Below are 16,971 nucleotides of genomic sequence, written 5' to 3'. Positions count from 1 at the left end.
AAGTCTTTCAGGTAAAACTGAAAGACTTTTTTGTTGATCATCAAAGTACTCAGACTTCCGAAGTTTGCCCCTGCACTTGCCTTTGAGATTTCATAAGTCGGTCTTCGACTAGGCTTATTAAAAAAAAATATCTTTTTCTGTCACACTTTGGTTCTTTTTGTGTCTTATAGCTGAATCCTTTGAAGAAAAGGTTGAATAAAAACCAAACTAAAAATCAAAATTTCAGCTATGAAAACTTACTTATTGATGTTGCTGTTCATATTATCTACGAAAGTCTTCGCACAACAGAGCGGTAGTATTAATGGAAAAATTATCGATGGTAAAACAAACCAGCCAATTGAATATGTGGGTATCGTTTTGTCAGGTAAGTCTGATTCGACCAAAAAAGTAGGTGTAGTAACCAATAAAGCCGGAGAATTTTCTTTTAATGTTGTGGCCATCGGCAATTATAAAATCAGGATTTCCGCAATGGGTTATCATTCCATCACTAAAAATATAAATGTAAACGGAAAGGCCATTAACCTGGGGACATTAAAAATAGAAGAAGATGCCATTGCACTTAAAGATGTTGCCGTGAGTGGCCGTTATGCTACCGCAATGGTTAAAAAAGATACCGTAGAATTTAATGCCGATGCTTATAAAACCAGGCCTAATGCAGCAGTAGAAGATCTTTTGAAAAAACTACCTGGTGTTACGGTTGATAAGGATGGAAGTATTTTGGTGCAGGGGCAGAAAGTGACCCGGTTAACGGTTGATGGTAAAGACTTTTTTGGCACTGATCCAAAAACGGCAACCAAAAACCTGCCCGCTGATGCCATTGCAAAAGTGCAGTTAATTGATAGTAAAACACAGGAAGCTAAAGCCACCGGAATTGATGACGGGCAGAGGGAGAAGGTTTTAAACCTAACGATTAAAGAAGACAAGAAAAAAGGTTGGTTCGGAAATGCCAACCTCGCGGGCGGAACAACCGATAAATACGGAAGTTATTTAAGTGCTAACCACTTTAATAAAAACCTGCAATTTGCAGTTTTGGGCATGAGCAATAATACCAACGATGCCAGTTTTGGCTATGATGACCTGAGCAGCTTCAGTGGCGGAAACATCGGGAATATTTTTGCCCCGCCTGCCGGAGGAAGTTTCTCTATCAATAGCAATAATGGCAAAACAACGATAGGTGGGAGCGGTGTTTTTGATAATAGTGCCATAGGACTTTATACTACACATAGTGGAGGGGTAAACTACAGTAACTCCTGGGGCAAAAACAATAAACTGGCCATTAGTGGAAGTTATTTTACCTATTTCTCTTCTGGTTTAGGTAATAAACTATCCAATATCCAGGATTTAAGCTCAGGTGATATTTTGCGCACTTTAGACAATACCGATCGAAACAGCAATAATCAGGCACATCGTTTTAACTTCAAGGCAGAATATCATCCCGATTCGTTAACCGATATTGTACTGCGCCCGAATGTGATCCTGAACAATACCACCAATATTAATAACCGCACTTTCAATGCTAATTTTGATGCCACAGGAAAGGCCAATGATGGAAACCAGTATTACAATCAGCATAATTTTACGCCTTCTTTATTTGGAGAGTTTACTGTGCTCAGAAGATTACCAAATAAGAAAGGTTCGGTTTCGCTCCGTTTAAATGGTACGCAAAATACCTATAATTCTGACTGGCTAAATCAATCATTGCTCAACCAATATGCAAACGGGAGTAATACTGTTACCAAAATCAACCAACAGGCCAATCAGGAAAATGCCTCGACAACATACACCATCAATGGAAATTATGCCCGCCCATTAAATCAAAAATGGAGCGCCAATATTGCTTATGGTTTTACACGGAGCTTGGTTGATGCGCAGCAGATCACTTTTGATTATAACCCAACTACCGACCGTTACGAGACCGTTGTTCCATCGTTAACCAATACTTTCGATAACCGTAACAGTTTGCAAACAGCCGGATTGGGTTTTATCTACACTGGAAAAGATTGGACCTATAATTTCGGACTGAATGGACAGCAAAGTTTATTAAATGCACAAGTATTTAATAATGTGGGGGCTAACATCGGCAATATTGAAAAATCATACTACAATTTATTACCCCGGTTAACGGTCAATTTTAAGAATAAGGCCAATCAAACCATCGCTATAAACTATAGGGCGAGCGTTAACCTGCCGTCGGTAACCGATTTACAGCCTGTGCAGAACAATACCAACCCGTTATATCAACGAATCGGAAATCCAGATCTCGAGGCTAGAAAAAACCACCGGTTATCGGTAAATTTCAATACGTTTAGCCCGGATAATAACCGGTATTGGAATGGTTATTTCTTATATAACTTGTCTTTTGATGATACCGGAAATGATATTACCTATAATAACGGGATCCAGACCGTTAAACCCATTAATGTAAACGGCAACTATTACCTGCGTGCCGGAACATTTTTTGGAATGCCCTCAAAACTTAAAGGTTTGAGGATGAATTATGGGATGAACTTTTTTACCGAGCATAGAACAAATTTTATCAGCAGCAATAAAAACATCACCAACAGGTTCGAAATTGGGCCAAACATCAATTGGAGCTACGATATTGATGATAAATTTAACGCAGGGATTTATGCTTATGTAGCTTATACCAAAGTAAATAATACAGATGAATCGGCGATTGACAATAAATATTTTACGCTAAACAATTCTTTAAATCTGAGTTACGAATTCATTAAAGATTTAAGGGTGGAAGCTGATTTGGATCATATCGGCTCAGCGGGCCGTGCGGATGGATTTAATAACAATTATTTCTTGCTTAATGCCGGGATAAATAAATATTTAATGAAACGCAGGGTAACTTTAAGTTTAAAAGGATTTGATATTTTGAATCAAAATACCAATATCGATAGGATTGTAAACAGCAGCCGGATTGAAGATGTGCGGTACAATAACATTACCCGTTATTTTTACCTATCCCTAAATTACAAATTAACCAAAGTAGGAGCGAACAACGAGAGAAGCAATCCCCGCAGTACGGTTAATTAAAAAAATGTTTAAAATTTTAATCAAGTCCTTGGCATTTGTTTCTTAGCAGTAAATGTTAAGGAATTTTCTTTTCCTGATTACCAAAAATTTTAACAGAAACGTTGTTAAGGTTTTGTCTAAGTAAACACTTTCCAATTAATGGACTAATTTTTTAATTAATCAAATTAATAATCTGGATGTATATATAGATTATATCTCCGTTGGCTAGCGTATATGAAATTAGATGATTGATGGATTTAAACAAACGTTTGCGTAGTGTTTGCCATGTTTATGCCTGTTAAATGGCATAAATTAGGTTTTTAAACCAGGTCTTTTTTAAACCGCAAACAACAGGCAATATTTCTTGATAAGCAGCGAAAATTAGTGTTATATTGTTTTTATTATTCAAATTGATCTTTAAGCGTAACAAATGGAGTTATCAGTACCAAGCGATATAGCCAAAGAAAAGGTGTCAATAAAATATCTTTTCTTCACCTTCCTTAAAATTGGCTGTGTAAGCTTTGGTGGACATATGGCTTTGGTTTCGCTGATTCAGCGCATTATGGTTGAGCAGGATAAAACCATTGATAATGAGGATGTATTAAATAGTGTAACTGTAGCTTCTTTTATGCCTGGCCCCATGGCGGTAAATGTTGTTGCCAATATAGGTTATGCTTTAAAGGGTAAATTAGGTGCTGCGGTGAGTATGTTCGCCGTTTTACTGCCGGCAAGTATTTTAATGCTTTGCCTGGCTTATGTTTATTTTTCAAACGGGCTCAATATATCCTGGAGCTTAATGATGCAATATGTAGGCGCAATTGTAAGTATGATCATTTTATCGACAGGATTACAGTTGTTTAAAAAAGAAATTTCGCTTCATTATGGCAAAATCTTTGTTTTTTTGATCGCCATCACACTCGATCTGATTAAAGGGAACTACCTGATAACAATCATTCTTATTGCCATAGGAGCCATTGCCGGGCTGATGTTTGACCAGAAAAAAAATAATTATGCTGAAGTGGTAACTAGTTTTAAGCAGAAGTTTAAACTTAGGTTAAATTCATTTTCGTTTATTGCGGTTGCCATTTTATTCATCAATCAGATTTTATTTATTACGGGAGCATTTAAGTCTTATCAGAACATCTTTTTTAAGATCGGAACCGTTTTTTCGGGCATTAGTATTTCCTTATTTGGTGGTGGGTACCTCGTTATCCCCATTATGCAGTCGCTACTGGTCAAAGATATGCAATGGTTGAGTGCGAAAGAATTGATAGATGCGATTGCTTTTAGTCAGGTTACACCCGGGCCGATTCTAGTGAGTTCAACCTTTATTGGTTTTAAGTTAGCTGGTTTTTTAGGCGCTTTGGTTGCTACCTGCAGTATGTTTATACCATCGGCTATTTTAATGATTGTTGTTTCTAAAATCTTCAATAAAACAAAAGATCATCCCCTTATCAAAAGCATGATATCAGGAATTAAGGTGGTCGTTGTCGGGTTAATTATATCATCAGCCTTAAAAATATTATTATTGCAACCAAGAACACTTTTGGTAGGTGCTATATGTGTTGTTTCTTTAATATTAAGCTATAAGTATAAACTCAGCCCGGTATATTTAATCCTCGGTGCTATTTTTTTGGGAACAGTATCAATTTTTTATAATGGAAAGTTTTTTTAAACCAGACGGTATTCAGATTATCGGAACGCAAAGATCTGGTTCCAATCTGCTAAGGGTAATATTAGATCAATCTAATCAGATTGCCTCTCCGCACCCACCTCATATTTTGGTCACTTTTGTGCCATTGTTGGGTTTGTATGGTTTTTTAACAGAAGCAAAATATAAAACCTTAATTAGCGATGTTGTAAATTATTTAAGGGCTAACCCTGTACCATGGGATGGCGTTGAGCTGGATGAGGCCTGGATTTATGAAAACTCAAAAAGCTACAGCCTTTTCGAAATTAACCGATTGGTATACGAAACTGCAGCAATAGCAAAAAAAGCTAAATACTGGTGCTGCAAGAGTATGGCTAATGTGCATTATGCTGCTGATTTGGAAGCGCATTCGCCCAATCTGAAATATATTTATTTATACCGTGACGGGAGAGATGTTGCGCTCTCTTTTAAAAAAGCAATTGTTGGCGAAAAGCATATTTATCATTTAGCTAAACAGTGGTATAAAGATCAAAGTGCCTGTATCGAACTGTCGAAAAGAATCGGTAGTGATCGTTTTTTCTCTTTAAATTATGAGGAATTAATTGCAGATCCGGCAAAGCTTATTCAAAGTTTATGCAGGTTTCTGGCCATTGATTATGCTGAAACCATGCTCGATTTTCATAACTCAAAAGAATCGCTGGCTACGGCCAATGCAGGCGAAATGTGGGAAAATCTGGCCAAGCCAATCATTAAAGACAATAGCGGTAAATTCCGTAAAGAATTGAGCGCAGCAGAAATTGATATCTTCGAATGTATTAACCACCAGACCTTAACTGATTTGGGTTATGCTTTAGATCGCCCGGAGAATAAGGATAAATTAATTTCTGCCCAGGATATAGAAGAATATAACCTTGAAAACGATTTGCTCAAGAAAAATATCCTGTTAAGTGCCCGTCAATCTGACCTCGACAACCGGGGCCCTCAGCTGGAGATATTAAAAGAAATAAAGGCCAGGCATTTAGCCACAAAAGTATAGAATGAAATGATAGATACCATTGATATAAATGCCATACTGCAAACAGCTGTTGAGGCGGGGAAAGCAATTTTAACCGTTTATGATGGGGATGATTTTGAGGTATCAACCAAAAGCGATTCTTCTCCTTTAACTAAGGCAGATAAAATAGCAAATGATATTATTTGTCGCGATTTAAAACAGTTATACCCGGCCATTCCAATTATATCTGAAGAAGGGAAAAATATTCCTTATGAAGAGCGGAAAAACTGGGCGCTATACTGGTGCGTCGACCCGCTGGATGGAACCAAAGAGTTTATCAAGCGAAATGGTGAATTTACGGTAAATATTGCTTTAATCCGTAATGGGGTGCCGGTGCTGGGCGTCATTTACATTCCGGTACAAAACCTGTTATATTTTGGTGATGAGCATTCTGGAAGCTGGAAACAAATCCCTGGAGAAGATCCTATTCAAATTAAAGCCATTAAGAAGAACGACGAATGGACAGCAGCAGTAAGCAGATCGCATGCGGATGGTGAAGAAAAAGCCATTCTTAGCAAATATCCGATAGTAAATTTTATTTCGGTAGGGAGTTCGCTTAAATTCTGTTTGTTAGCAGAAGGTAAGGCTCAGATTTATTTACGCACCGGACCAACCATGGAATGGGATACCGCTGCCGGTCATGCCATTATTTTATTTAGCGGCTGTAATATCCGTACATTAACTGGTCGCGAAATGTTATACAATAAAGAATCGTTGCTAAACGAAGGCTTTTTGTGTAAGGTAGATTAATGATCATAACAATAAATTATGTCGCTTCAAACTACAGCTAAAAATGGTTTTGTTATTCCAGATCAAAAGGGAATAGTGGTTTGGCTATTTGGATTGTCGGGTTCCGGAAAAACCACCATTTCGACTTTATTAAAGGAAAAGCTCGAAGAAGAAGGGTTTTTCGCGATAACATTAGACGGAGATGTACTTCGGGAAGGTATCAATAAAGATTTGGGCTTTAGCGAAGCCGATCGGGCAGAAAATATCAGAAGGGCTGCAGAAATAGCCAGACTGATGATGATGAACAATGTGATTACCATATGTTCATTTATCACCCCTCTTGAAGAACATCGGGCATTGGCTGCTCAGATTATTGGAGAACAGTATTTTGAAGTCTTTTTAGATTGCCCGCTGGCTGTATGCAAAGAAAGAGATGTAAAAGGTTTATACAAAGACGCAGACCGAAACCTGATCTCAAATTTTACAGGCGTGAGTGCCAGGTTCGAGCCTGCCTTAAACGCCCATCTCATTATCAAAACCAATACAGAAAGCCCTGTTCAGAGTAGGGATAAGCTATTTCTGGAGATCATTTCTAAAATCAAAACCCAGGCTTAATTACCTAATTATTAAGCAGTATTGGCTTAATTTATATCGGTTTAATTCTAATTTATCCAGTTTATCGCATTTAAGAGGTTTAGTCAATCGATTGCGCAGTGTTTTTATATATAAATGCACCTTTTAATTCCTAATATTATACTACTAAGAATTAAAAGTCATTTTATCCTTTTAGCAACAATCAGCTATAACCAAAACCGCTATGATTACAATTTACAAACCAACAAATGGGGATTGTAGGACAACTGTTCCTATACTAAACCGCTCATTTTTTAATGCTCTTTTTAAATTTTTTTATTGTTCTTTATTTATTTTAATCCCTATTGCAGCCAGTGCGCAGACGGTTGTAACCGGGACGGTGAAAGATGAAAAAGGACTGCCGGCTGTTGGAACATCAGTAACAGAAACTGATGTGAAAAACGGAACATCGGTTGATGCTAACGGTAAGTTTACCATCACCTTGAAAGGTAATTTAAAGGTTTTAAACTTTACACTTGTAGGTTATAAAACCCAGCGGGTTACCGTAGGTGCTTCAAATGTGGTAAATGTAAACTTAGAAGAAGACCTAAATAAACTGAATGAAGTTGTGGTTGTGGGCTATGGTACACAACGAAGAGGCGACATTTCTGCCTCCATAAGTACAGTTAAGGCAAGCGAAATGAACCTTGGCGGAAGTACAAGTAACATTGGCCAGGCCATACAAGGTAAGGCTGCGGGTGTACAGGTGCAGCAAACCAGTTTTGCTCCAGGTGCCGGGATTCAAATTACCATCAGAGGTGGGAATTCCATTCAATCCAGCAACAGCCCACTATATGTAGTCGATGGTTTTATTTCTGAAAACGGAAGTACCATTAATCCAAATGACATTGAAGATATTCAAATCTTAAAAGATGCCTCTTCGGCAGCCATTTATGGTGCCAGAGGGGGGAACGGTGTGGTATTAATCACGACCAAAAAAGGAAAGATGGGTAAAGTAAGTATTGATGCCGATTACTCAACTGGTCGTCAATTTTTGACCTACAAACCGGAGCTTCTAACAGGTCAGCAATATACAGATATACAGAATGCAACTTATGCTGAAAATGGCAAATCGCCACTTTTCCCTGCCAGCTTTATACCTACAAACACCAATTGGTTAAGCGAGGCTACCCAAAATTCGATAGTTGATAATATGAATGTAAGTATTAGCAGTGGAGATGCAAATTCAAAGCTCTATGTATCTGGTAATTATATTGATCAGGTTGGTGTATTAAAAAGCACTGGATTTACCCGATACACGGCGAGAATCGGGGCTGATAAAAAACTAAACGAAAGGGTAAGGTTGAATGCCAATTTTTATGGTGCCAGTTCCAAGTCAAAGCAACAATCGTATGGCGACGGGATTACACCACCACTTTTTGGTATTATAACTTCATTACCTAATTTACCGGTTTATAATGCAGATGGTTCATATTACAATTATCTCGGTAAGAGTAATGCAATAGCGAACTTATTGGAGCCAACTAATAATAGAGACAATAAATTGGCTAACGCTAATGTTGGACTTGATTATGAGGTAATAAAAAATCTAACTTATCATTTAGGTGCAGGAGGTGAGTTTTCGCAGACTGATTTAGGAACTTATACTCCACAAACCATACCTGCTGGCGTTGCCAATAAGGGTTTAGCTAGTATTACGAGCTCATCAACTTTTAGATGGTTAATCGAGAACTATTTAACCTATAAATATAAATTTAATGATCATGATTTTACGTTATTAGGCGGGGTTTCTGCCCAAAAAGATGTTGCACAGTCGGTAAACGTGGGTTCAAAAGGTTTTTCAACGGATCAATTTCTGTATTATAACCTAACTGCTGGTGCATTGCCAAATGGATATGGTAGTAATAAAACCCAAACCAGTTTTAATTCTTACTTTGCAAGGTTAAACTATGCTTTTAAAGATAAGTTGTTAGCTGCATTTACTTTCAGGGGCGATGCTTCCTCTAAATTTGGAGAGAATAACCGCCGGGGTTATTTTCCTTCAGGGTCTTTAGCCTATAAGTTTACTGATGAGGATTTCATTAAAAATCTTAATACTTTTTCTAATTTAAAAGCAAGGGTTAGTTATGGTGTAACTGGTAATGACAGGATTCTAGATTATGCCTACTTAGCTCAATTTGGTAGTTATAATACCGCAATAGATGCCGATGGCGGCTTAGTCTCAGGAATTGAAGCTAAAAATTTAGCCAATCCTGATTTGAAATGGGAAAGCACTGCACAACTGAATGCTGGTGTAGATATGGGCTTTTTTAATGGCCGATTGAATGTTTCGATTGATTATTATAATAAAAAAACAACCGACCTGCTTTTGAATGTACCTGTTGGAAACTATTATGGCCAAACGATTCAATTGGCAAATGCCGGTTCGTTACGAAATCAAGGTATTGAGTTAGCTGTAAATACAACAAACATTGCCAGCCCGGCATTTAACTGGAACTCTACATTCAATATTTCTTACAACAGACAGAAAGTACTTTCTTTAGGCGATCAAATCGATAATATCCCGGTAAATACAGCCAATCCAAGTGGTACGGTTTCCGGAAGAGAGTTTACCCGGGTATTGCCGGGCAGAGAATTGGGTGAATTACGAGGATATGTATATGCAGGTGTAATTAAATCGGGCGAAGTTTATGCACCACAACCAGCAGCAAAACCTGGAGACCCGAAATATGCTGATATTAATGGCGATGGTGCAATTACTCCTGATGACCAACAATATCTAGGAAATACCACTCCTCGTTTTAGTACAGGTTTGGCAAATGATTTCAGCTTTAAAGGTTTTAACCTTAATGTTTTTTTTCAGGGCGCATTTGGGTATTACTTATATAATATGAATCGTTTGGTATTAGAATCAACAACCGGTGCTGATGCGTTAAATAGATTTGTAGCAGGTAAAAATGAAAATACCGATATTCCCAGAGAAGGTTACTTTCTAAGTCAGTATGGCGGTTATGTAAACTCCCGGTTTGTAGAAAATGCCGCATATGTAAGATTGAAATCTGTCTCGCTGGGATATTCAATACCGGCATCTTTATTTTCAAAAACTAAGTTAATCAGCGGATTAAATGTATATGTGCAGGCTCAAAACTTGTTTACCATTACAAAATATACTGGAACAGACCCTGAAGTAAATACGCATTCTGGCTCGAACACTGGTGGTGGATTGGATTTTAATGCTTTCCCTGCCTTTAAAACAGTAACATTTGGAATTAAAGCCTCTTTTAATTAATGTATTTTGTACAGGAACACCTTAAATTTAACATCATGAAAAAATATAATATCATTCTTTTACTGACAATTGCACTTGTTATACAATTTTCTTGTAAAAAGAGTTTAGAGCCAAAAGTGTACAGTATTCTAACTGAAAAAAATGCTTTCGTCACGAAATCGGATGCCATTGCTGGTGTAAATGCGGTTTATGCGAGATTAAAAGGACCTTCAGTTGGCGATAATTATGACTATTGGACGGTTCGTCATTTTGCCTTAACAGATTTAACCACAGATCTTGGTCATTGCGATTATGGGGGTGATCCAGGTCAACTTTCAAACATCCAATGGAACTCATCAAATGGGTTAATTTTAGAAGATTGGAGGCAGATTTATAAGTTAATTGCAAATGCAAATGTGGCAATTTCAAATATTACACCTATGAAAAGCATTACGGATGCTGAAAAAAGTAAATTTTTAGCGGAAATTAGGTTTTTAAGGGCTATTGCTTACATGGATATAACAGATATATGGGGTCCTTCTGTATTAATAACTGAAAAAGAAATGGCTGCTAAAGATTATAGCGCCAAACCACAGCTAACTTCCTTAGCCGACATGAACAAGTATTTAATCGGCGAGTTAGAATATGCAGCTGCCAATTTACCATTGAACTATGTAAATAATCCTATTTATCCAAATAATGATGTGGGAAGGGCAACCAAAGGAGCGGCTCTTGGAATGTTGGCAAAATTATATTTACGCGATCATCAATGGCAAAAAGCAGCAGATTATTGCCAGCAGGTGATTGATTTAAAAGTGTATGATTTATACCCAACCTACGCTGGATTATTCGCGGAAAGCAATACCTGGTGCGTAGAAAATATTTTTTCTGTATTAAGCGATGCAAATGTAAACGGAACAGAGCTATTAAATCACTTTGGGCCATTAGAGCACCCAGTGCTTACCGAAAGGTGGCAATATTATGCCGTTACATGGGATTTCTATAATAGTTTCAATAATGCCGACGATAGGAAAAAAATGTTTTTTGCAGAATATACGGGTACCGATAATTTGATTCACAAACAAGCCCCTACTTTAGGCGCTATTGCTCCGGCTGGAGTGTTATATATGCCTAATGTTGCTACATCAAAATATGCTGATCCGAACGGAGCCAACACATATTACGATGGTCACAGTGTTAATATCCTTCGTTATGCAGACATTTTGTTGAGTAGAGCAGAAGCATTAAATGAAATTAATGGAGGCCCTTCAACTGAAAGTATAGAGTTGGTGAATAAAGTTAAACGCCGTTCTCATGCAACTGAACTGGTTTTAGCTAACTTGAATCAAAGCACATTTAGAGATGCAATTTTACAGGAAAGAGGCTGGGAACTATTTTATGAAGGTAAACGCAGGGCTGATTTAGTAAGAATGGGCAAATACGAGCAAGTCGTTAATGCCTATCTGGCTAGAATAGGTAAAAGCCCGTCTATACAAATGCCAAGAGATCAATTTTTCCCTTATCCTACGAGTCAGGTTAGCATTAACCCTAATTTGAATAATGCTGGCCGAAGAAATTAAGACAGAAATTATTATTAATGAAAAAGAATATGTAGTTTTTACTGCATATTCTTTTTTATTTACAAACGCTCCTGCATTTTAATATTTTCAATTTATGAGATACTTTTTAAAACTTGTTGCTTTACTGTTAATATTTGCTTTTTATGGATGTTACACGAGCGATGGCATCGAAGAAATAAAGGTAGGACTACATAATAACAATGTATTAAAAATACAGATTGATGTAACGGCCAATACTGCCGTAGATGCCTATGTAGAATATTGGCCAGATAAAATTGCAAACGCACAAAAGGAAAGTACTGCGCTATCTAAAGATAAAAGCAGTCACAAATTTGTGCTATGCAATATTATTCCCAAAACAAGTTATGCTTATCAGATTATTACCGTAAAAAACGGGGCAAAAAAAACAAGTAAGACTTACACTTTCGTTTCTAACGATTTGCCTGAATGGCTTAAAGACCAGTTTAAAGCAAAAAGTGCCGATGATAAACTAATTCCCAAAGAACTTAAGAACGGATTAATCCTGGTTAACAAACGATATTCGCCTGGGATGGCCTATCTGGTCGATTATAAAGGGAGGCTGCGGTGGTACCATATGATTGATAATGTAGGTTTCAAAGTAATTAATTTTACAAAAGATAAAACCTTGCTTTCTATTTTGGGCGGCAATGATGAACCAACAAGCTACGGTAGCCAGATATTGGAAATTAACTTAGATGGAGATACGGTTTTAAACTTAAAAAAAGGCCAGGGCGATTTTAAGCAGACCATCCACCACGAGATTTTAAAAAATCAAAAGGGAGAGTTGGTTACACTTTTTGTTGATCAGAAAATAACCGATTTAAGCCATATCGGCGGTAGCAAACAGGATACAATAAATGGTGATGGTATCTTAGTGATGGATAAAAAAGGTAAACAGATCTGGAAATGGAGTGTGTTTGATAGCCTTGATCCTTTTAGTGACAAGTCTTTACTTAAAACCAAAAAAGACTGGATGCATGCCAATAGCTTAAACTATGATAAAGACGGGAACTACATCATTTCCTTTTACAATAATGGGCAAATTTGGAAAGTTGATGCCAAAACAGGCAAAGTAATCTGGAAATTTGGCAAAGGTGGTAACATTAAAATGCCAGCTCATACAGATTTCTCCCAGGCCCATGCAGTGCATATTAATGCTGAAGGTAATTTAATGTTTTTTGATAATGGAATAGAAAAACACCGATCAGGAGCTTATGCTTTTAAATTAAACGAGCAGACGCAAAGCGCAAGTTTAGATATGCATATTCAGCTGCCCCCACAAATCTATAACGATCGCATGGGAAGCGCTTACATGATTAATAAGGACAATATATTGTGCTGCAGCTCAAAAAGACACATTGTTGTACTCACGGATAGAAAAGGTATATTGTTATGGACAATGGAAGCATCTGTGCCTGCATATAGGGGGATATTTGTAACTTCGGAGCAATTAAGCCCTTATTTAAAACCTTAACCATATGAATAAAACTTTACCACTCATTTTTGCAATTTTAATAACCCTGTCTTTTTCGGCATGTAAAAAAGGCGAAATTAAAAACTTAAACAGCATTGGTTATGGATCGTCGTTTGGGATGTGTGTGGGCTATTGTTCCAATAATTTACTTATCAGCGATTTGAAACTTACTTTTTCTAAATCGAAAAACGGGCAGACAGCTGATACCAAAACTTGCAGCAAAACAATTTCTGAGGCTGATGTAAATGCCATTAAAAACGAATTAAATCTGGAGAAGATTTCAGCTTTGCCAGAAGTAATTGGCTGCCCTGATTGCGCAGACGGAGGAGCAGAATGGATTGCCATCAATGCCGATGGTAAACAATACAAAATTACCTACGAGTATGGTAAAGCACCTAAAGAACTAGAGGCAGCAGTAGCGCGGTTAAAAGTACTTAAGGATAACTTTAAGGATTGTAATTAATAACAGCTTTAACGATGGTTCCTTCAAAGGTTATTCGTTTATCCTGTGTACTTACTAATTCAGAAAGTTCATATACATTTCTATATCCATAGCCATATAGGTTAATGTAAGTAGGGATATTTAAGGCCAACGAAATAGGGGCTATTTTTTTCTTTATTAAAACAGGCATAACTACTTTACTGGCGAAATTTACCTGGTCATCAATAAAATTATTATTGCAATAAATTAATATTTTGGTATCCGCATTGGGGATAATCCTTAACAGATTTTGTTGCGTGAAATCAGCAAAATTTAAATGAATGGCGCCTTTAACATGTTTCCGTTTAAATAGACTGTCAGAACGGGTATCTAAAATAACAGTGCCTTTCTCTTGCGCCATTTTTAAAAACGTTGGTAAATCAATGAGCTTACTTTTGCGATGGGCTTTAACCTCGGGGATGAGTTTCTCGTAAGCATCAAAATCTACATTGGCCTTTCTTTTGGTAGCTGATGATGTTTGCGCATTACACAGATATGCGATGCTACAAAATATGATGGTGATGATTTTTGTTTTCATTGGTCTTATCCATTAGTTGAAACTATGCACTCTTAGTGCAAGACTTTCTTTTCTGCAAATTTTATTTTTTTGACACAGATTAACTACAATCTGCGAATCTGTGGCTTTTTTTAACAACTAATTTCATTCATCATTAAACCTATGGACTTTTAGTCTATAGTCGATTTTTTTTTGAATTTTCATGAATTAATTGCCACCTAAAATAATCGGTGCGGTTTTGCCATTACCCATAATAATCACTTTGGTATTGGCCGATTTCGCAATTTCTTTTTGAGCCAGAATCGATTCGTACTGGAGCTGGCGATCGCTTAATCCGGTAGAAAGGATGCGCTGATAATCAGCAATACCTTGTGCTTCTACTCTTTTCCGTTCTGCTTCCTGGCGTTCCTTTTGAAGCACAAACGTCATCTTTTGTGCATCCTGTTCGGCATTTATCTTAGATTCGATACTGGCTTTTACTGATGCTGGCAAGGTAATGTTACGCACCAGAAGTTGTTCTAGCTCTAAACCTCTTTTCGCAAAACTCTTTTCTATGGTGTTAAATATTTTAGATTGAAATTCATCCCGTTTACTCGAGTACAATGCAACGGCATCATAAGCAACGGCGTTATCGCGTATGGCGGTACGGGAAACCGGGCGAACAATCTTTTCCAGATAATCGGTGCCTATTTCCCTTAAGATATTTGGAGCAGCACTTCCCTTTACCCTGAAGAGTACGGAGAGATCGATGATCACCTCCAGGCCATCTGCCGATAAAACACGTAAAGCATCATCAGTTTGCTTATTGCCCTCATCATGCACGCCAGACATGGTGTAGTTTTGGGTTTTAACATCAAAAGGGGTAATTACGGCAATGGGATTAATTACGTTTAAGCCGCTATATAAAACTTCGTTATCAACCTTTCCGAAAACGGTTTTAACCCCAACCTCGCCTGCATCGATAACTTTAAACATAGAAAATGATAAGCCAATGATCACGAACACTACACCAATAATTTTAGTGATACTGCTATAACGACCAATAAGGTTATTTTGGCTTGATACGGCAAAGCCGATAAAAATGATAATAATTCCAACAATACTTAAGAACATATAATTTAGATTTTTATTAAAGATAAAGTATTTACTACAATCTTTTATGAATTAAGGCAGGTGTGGTTTTGAGTATATGGAAATTAGCTTCGGAAAATCAGTCCGTTAACACGCTCGGTTTACCTTGCTAACTAAACCTGATATACGTGGAAAGCGAGTTTTTCGCGAGCTTGTAACATTAGCAGGGCCGAAGCCAGCCTAAGGATGACTGAAACTGCTTTCCAAAAATTATTTGAACAGCTCAATCAGATGCTGAAACAAGTTCAGCATGACGATCACGCCAGGGGATTTAGAGCGAGAACCGTTGACTGAAAACTCAAAACTGAAAACGGAACTGCAACGCCTTAATCTTCAACTGAAAACTGATAATTGCAAACTCAAAACTTTTTACGCTAACCCCTTGATTTTTAAAAAGAATTGTTCTACTTTTGCAGTCCGTTTTATGGGCTATCTGCAAGGATGCCGGGGGAGCGGTAAATTTTTTAAATAAAAAACATAAAAAAGCACAATGCCAACCATTCAACAATTAGTTAGAAAAGGTAGAGTAGCACTGGAGTTCAAGAGTAAGTCTCCAGCGTTGGACAGCTGTCCACAGCGAAGAGGTGTATGTACACGTGTGTACACCACTACCCCTAAAAAACCAAACTCAGCAATGCGTAAAGTAGCCCGTGTTCGTTTAACGAACGGTAAAGAGGTGAATGCTTACATTCCTGGAGAAGGTCACAACTTACAGGAGCACTCAATCGTATTGATCCGTGGTGGTCGTGTTAAAGATTTACCAGGTGTACGTTACCACATCATCCGTGGTGCATTAGATACATCAGGTGTAGCTGGTCGTAACCAACGTCGTTCTAAATATGGTACTAAACGTCCTAAACCAGGACAGGTAGTTGCGGCACCAACAAAAGGTAAAAAGAAATAATCGGGAGGAAATAAGAAATGAGAAAGTCAAAACCAAAAAAGAGAATTATTCTTCCTGATCCAAAATTTAATGATGTTCAGGTAACTCGTTTTGTAAACAATATGATGTACGATGGAAAAAAATCTATCGCTTATTCAATTTTTTACGATGCTGTTGAAATTGCTGAGAAAAAAGCAGGCGAAAACGGTTTAGAGATCTTTAAACGTGCTTTAACTAACATTATGCCAGCTGTAGAGGTTAAATCTCGTCGTGTTGGTGGTGCTAACTTCCAGGTTCCAACTGAGGTTAGACCAGAGCGTAAAACAGCTTTAGGTATGAAATGGTTAATTTTATATGCTCGTAAACGTGGCGAAAAAACCATGAAAGAGAAATTAGCTGGTGAAATCGTAGCTGCTGCTAAAGGTGAAGGTGCTGCTGTTAAGAAGAAAGAAGATACGCACAAAATGGCTGAGGCTAACAAAGCGTTCTCTCACTTCAGATTCTAATTTAGGATTAACAGATTAGTAAGATTACACAGATATTATAGGATTACACAGATAAAAT

The 16,971-nt window shown here is 37.4% G+C and carries 14 protein-coding genes; 12 read left to right on the top strand and 2 right to left on the bottom strand.

The annotated features are described in order from the left end of the window. The first annotated feature begins 228 nt into the window (after window positions 1-228). The 9 genes from AC07YT_RS16700 (at window position 229) to AC07YT_RS16660 (ending at window position 13,858) form a co-directional block, all read left to right on the top strand. On the top strand, window positions 229-3,045 hold the full coding sequence (locus AC07YT_RS16700; RefSeq protein WP_086547767.1) for a TonB-dependent receptor: 2,817 nt from the start codon (window positions 229-231) through the stop codon (window positions 3,043-3,045). Between the two features lie 409 nt (window positions 3,046-3,454). After that, complete coding sequence (gene chrA / locus AC07YT_RS16695) at window positions 3,455-4,699, top strand: chromate efflux transporter (protein WP_086547766.1); 1,245 nt, start codon at window positions 3,455-3,457, stop codon at window positions 4,697-4,699. Then, window positions 4,683-5,711: a sulfotransferase family protein gene (locus AC07YT_RS16690; RefSeq protein ID WP_086547765.1), complete on the top strand. Its 1,029-nt coding sequence runs from the start codon at window positions 4,683-4,685 to the stop codon at window positions 5,709-5,711. Before chrA ends, AC07YT_RS16690 begins: the two co-directional genes overlap by 17 nt. Window positions 5,712-5,717: 6 nt before the next feature. Then, window positions 5,718-6,479, top strand: a complete 762-nt coding sequence (gene cysQ / locus AC07YT_RS16685; protein WP_086547764.1) for a 3'(2'),5'-bisphosphate nucleotidase CysQ — start codon at window positions 5,718-5,720, stop codon at window positions 6,477-6,479. Between the two features lie 18 nt (window positions 6,480-6,497). After that, window positions 6,498-7,073, top strand: a complete 576-nt coding sequence (cysC, locus tag AC07YT_RS16680) for an adenylyl-sulfate kinase (protein WP_086547763.1) — start codon at window positions 6,498-6,500, stop codon at window positions 7,071-7,073. 202 nt (window positions 7,074-7,275) lie between these two features. Next, window positions 7,276-10,341, top strand: coding sequence for a SusC/RagA family TonB-linked outer membrane protein (locus AC07YT_RS16675; RefSeq protein ID WP_086547762.1), 3,066 nt, complete (start codon window positions 7,276-7,278; stop codon window positions 10,339-10,341). A 35-nt stretch (window positions 10,342-10,376) separates the two neighbouring features. Then, window positions 10,377-11,900 carry a RagB/SusD family nutrient uptake outer membrane protein gene (locus AC07YT_RS16670; protein ID WP_086549416.1) on the top strand — a complete coding sequence of 508 codons (1,524 nt, stop codon included), beginning with the start codon at window positions 10,377-10,379 and terminating at the stop codon, window positions 11,898-11,900. Between the two features lie 94 nt (window positions 11,901-11,994). Next, window positions 11,995-13,395 carry an aryl-sulfate sulfotransferase gene (locus AC07YT_RS16665; RefSeq protein WP_086547761.1) on the top strand — a complete coding sequence of 467 codons (1,401 nt, stop codon included), beginning with the start codon at window positions 11,995-11,997 and terminating at the stop codon, window positions 13,393-13,395. Between the two features lie 4 nt (window positions 13,396-13,399). After that, entirely contained in the window at window positions 13,400-13,858 is a 459-nt protein-coding gene (locus tag AC07YT_RS16660; RefSeq protein WP_086547760.1) for a hypothetical protein, read from the top strand. Here the strand turns inward: AC07YT_RS16660 and AC07YT_RS16655 are convergent. Together AC07YT_RS16655 and AC07YT_RS16650 are read right to left on the bottom strand one after the other, a co-directional pair. Next, complete coding sequence (locus tag AC07YT_RS16655; protein ID WP_086547759.1) at window positions 13,842-14,414, bottom strand: rhodanese-like domain-containing protein; 573 nt, start codon at window positions 14,412-14,414, stop codon at window positions 13,842-13,844. The genes AC07YT_RS16660 and AC07YT_RS16655 overlap by 17 nt on opposite strands. 186 nt (window positions 14,415-14,600) lie before the next feature. Next, complete coding sequence (locus tag AC07YT_RS16650; protein WP_086547758.1) at window positions 14,601-15,506, bottom strand: prohibitin family protein; 906 nt, start codon at window positions 15,504-15,506, stop codon at window positions 14,601-14,603. Between the two features lie 268 nt (window positions 15,507-15,774). Between AC07YT_RS16650 and AC07YT_RS16645 the strand changes: the two genes are divergently transcribed. Genes AC07YT_RS16645 through rpsG form a run of 3 tightly spaced genes read left to right on the top strand, consistent with a single transcriptional unit; the run spans window position 15,775 to window position 16,913 of the window. After that, a complete protein-coding gene (locus AC07YT_RS16645; protein ID WP_086547757.1) occupies window positions 15,775-15,996 on the top strand; it encodes a hypothetical protein in 222 nt (73 codons plus the stop codon). An 18-nt stretch (window positions 15,997-16,014) separates the two neighbouring features. Continuing rightward, window positions 16,015-16,428: a 30S ribosomal protein S12 gene (rpsL, locus tag AC07YT_RS16640; RefSeq protein ID WP_029278631.1), complete on the top strand. Its 414-nt coding sequence runs from the start codon at window positions 16,015-16,017 to the stop codon at window positions 16,426-16,428. Between the two features lie 17 nt (window positions 16,429-16,445). After that, on the top strand, window positions 16,446-16,913 hold the full coding sequence (gene rpsG, locus AC07YT_RS16635) for a 30S ribosomal protein S7 (RefSeq protein ID WP_029278632.1): 468 nt from the start codon (window positions 16,446-16,448) through the stop codon (window positions 16,911-16,913). Window positions 16,914-16,971: the final 58 nt, after the last annotated feature.

It is taken from the genome of Pedobacter sp. GW460-11-11-14-TSB4, assembly GCF_059423705.1.
The sequence above is the reverse complement of the archived record's forward strand: the minus strand, read 5'-3'. Positions and strand labels throughout refer to the sequence as shown.

What these genes read in the sequence shown, in the direction of transcription:
- AC07YT_RS16700 (WP_086547767.1), top strand. Translation starts at nt 229, where the DNA reads ATGAAAACTTACTTATTGATGTTGCTGTTCATATTATCTACGAAAGTC.
- chrA (WP_086547766.1), top strand. Translation starts at nt 3,455, where the DNA reads ATGGAGTTATCAGTACCAAGCGATATAGCCAAAGAAAAGGTGTCAATA.
- AC07YT_RS16690 (WP_086547765.1), top strand. Translation starts at nt 4,683, where the DNA reads ATGGAAAGTTTTTTTAAACCAGACGGTATTCAGATTATCGGAACGCAA.
- cysQ (WP_086547764.1), top strand. Translation starts at nt 5,718, where the DNA reads ATGATAGATACCATTGATATAAATGCCATACTGCAAACAGCTGTTGAG.
- cysC (WP_086547763.1), top strand. Translation starts at nt 6,498, where the DNA reads ATGTCGCTTCAAACTACAGCTAAAAATGGTTTTGTTATTCCAGATCAA.
- AC07YT_RS16675 (WP_086547762.1), top strand. Translation starts at nt 7,276, where the DNA reads ATGATTACAATTTACAAACCAACAAATGGGGATTGTAGGACAACTGTT.
- AC07YT_RS16670 (WP_086549416.1), top strand. Translation starts at nt 10,377, where the DNA reads ATGAAAAAATATAATATCATTCTTTTACTGACAATTGCACTTGTTATA.
- AC07YT_RS16665 (WP_086547761.1), top strand. Translation starts at nt 11,995, where the DNA reads ATGAGATACTTTTTAAAACTTGTTGCTTTACTGTTAATATTTGCTTTT.
- AC07YT_RS16660 (WP_086547760.1), top strand. Translation starts at nt 13,400, where the DNA reads ATGAATAAAACTTTACCACTCATTTTTGCAATTTTAATAACCCTGTCT.
- AC07YT_RS16655 (WP_086547759.1), bottom strand. Translation starts at nt 14,414, where the DNA reads ATGAAAACAAAAATCATCACCATCATATTTTGTAGCATCGCATATCTG.
- AC07YT_RS16650 (WP_086547758.1), bottom strand. Translation starts at nt 15,506, where the DNA reads ATGTTCTTAAGTATTGTTGGAATTATTATCATTTTTATCGGCTTTGCC.
- AC07YT_RS16645 (WP_086547757.1), top strand. Translation starts at nt 15,775, where the DNA reads ATGACGATCACGCCAGGGGATTTAGAGCGAGAACCGTTGACTGAAAAC.
- rpsL (WP_029278631.1), top strand. Translation starts at nt 16,015, where the DNA reads ATGCCAACCATTCAACAATTAGTTAGAAAAGGTAGAGTAGCACTGGAG.
- rpsG (WP_029278632.1), top strand. Translation starts at nt 16,446, where the DNA reads ATGAGAAAGTCAAAACCAAAAAAGAGAATTATTCTTCCTGATCCAAAA.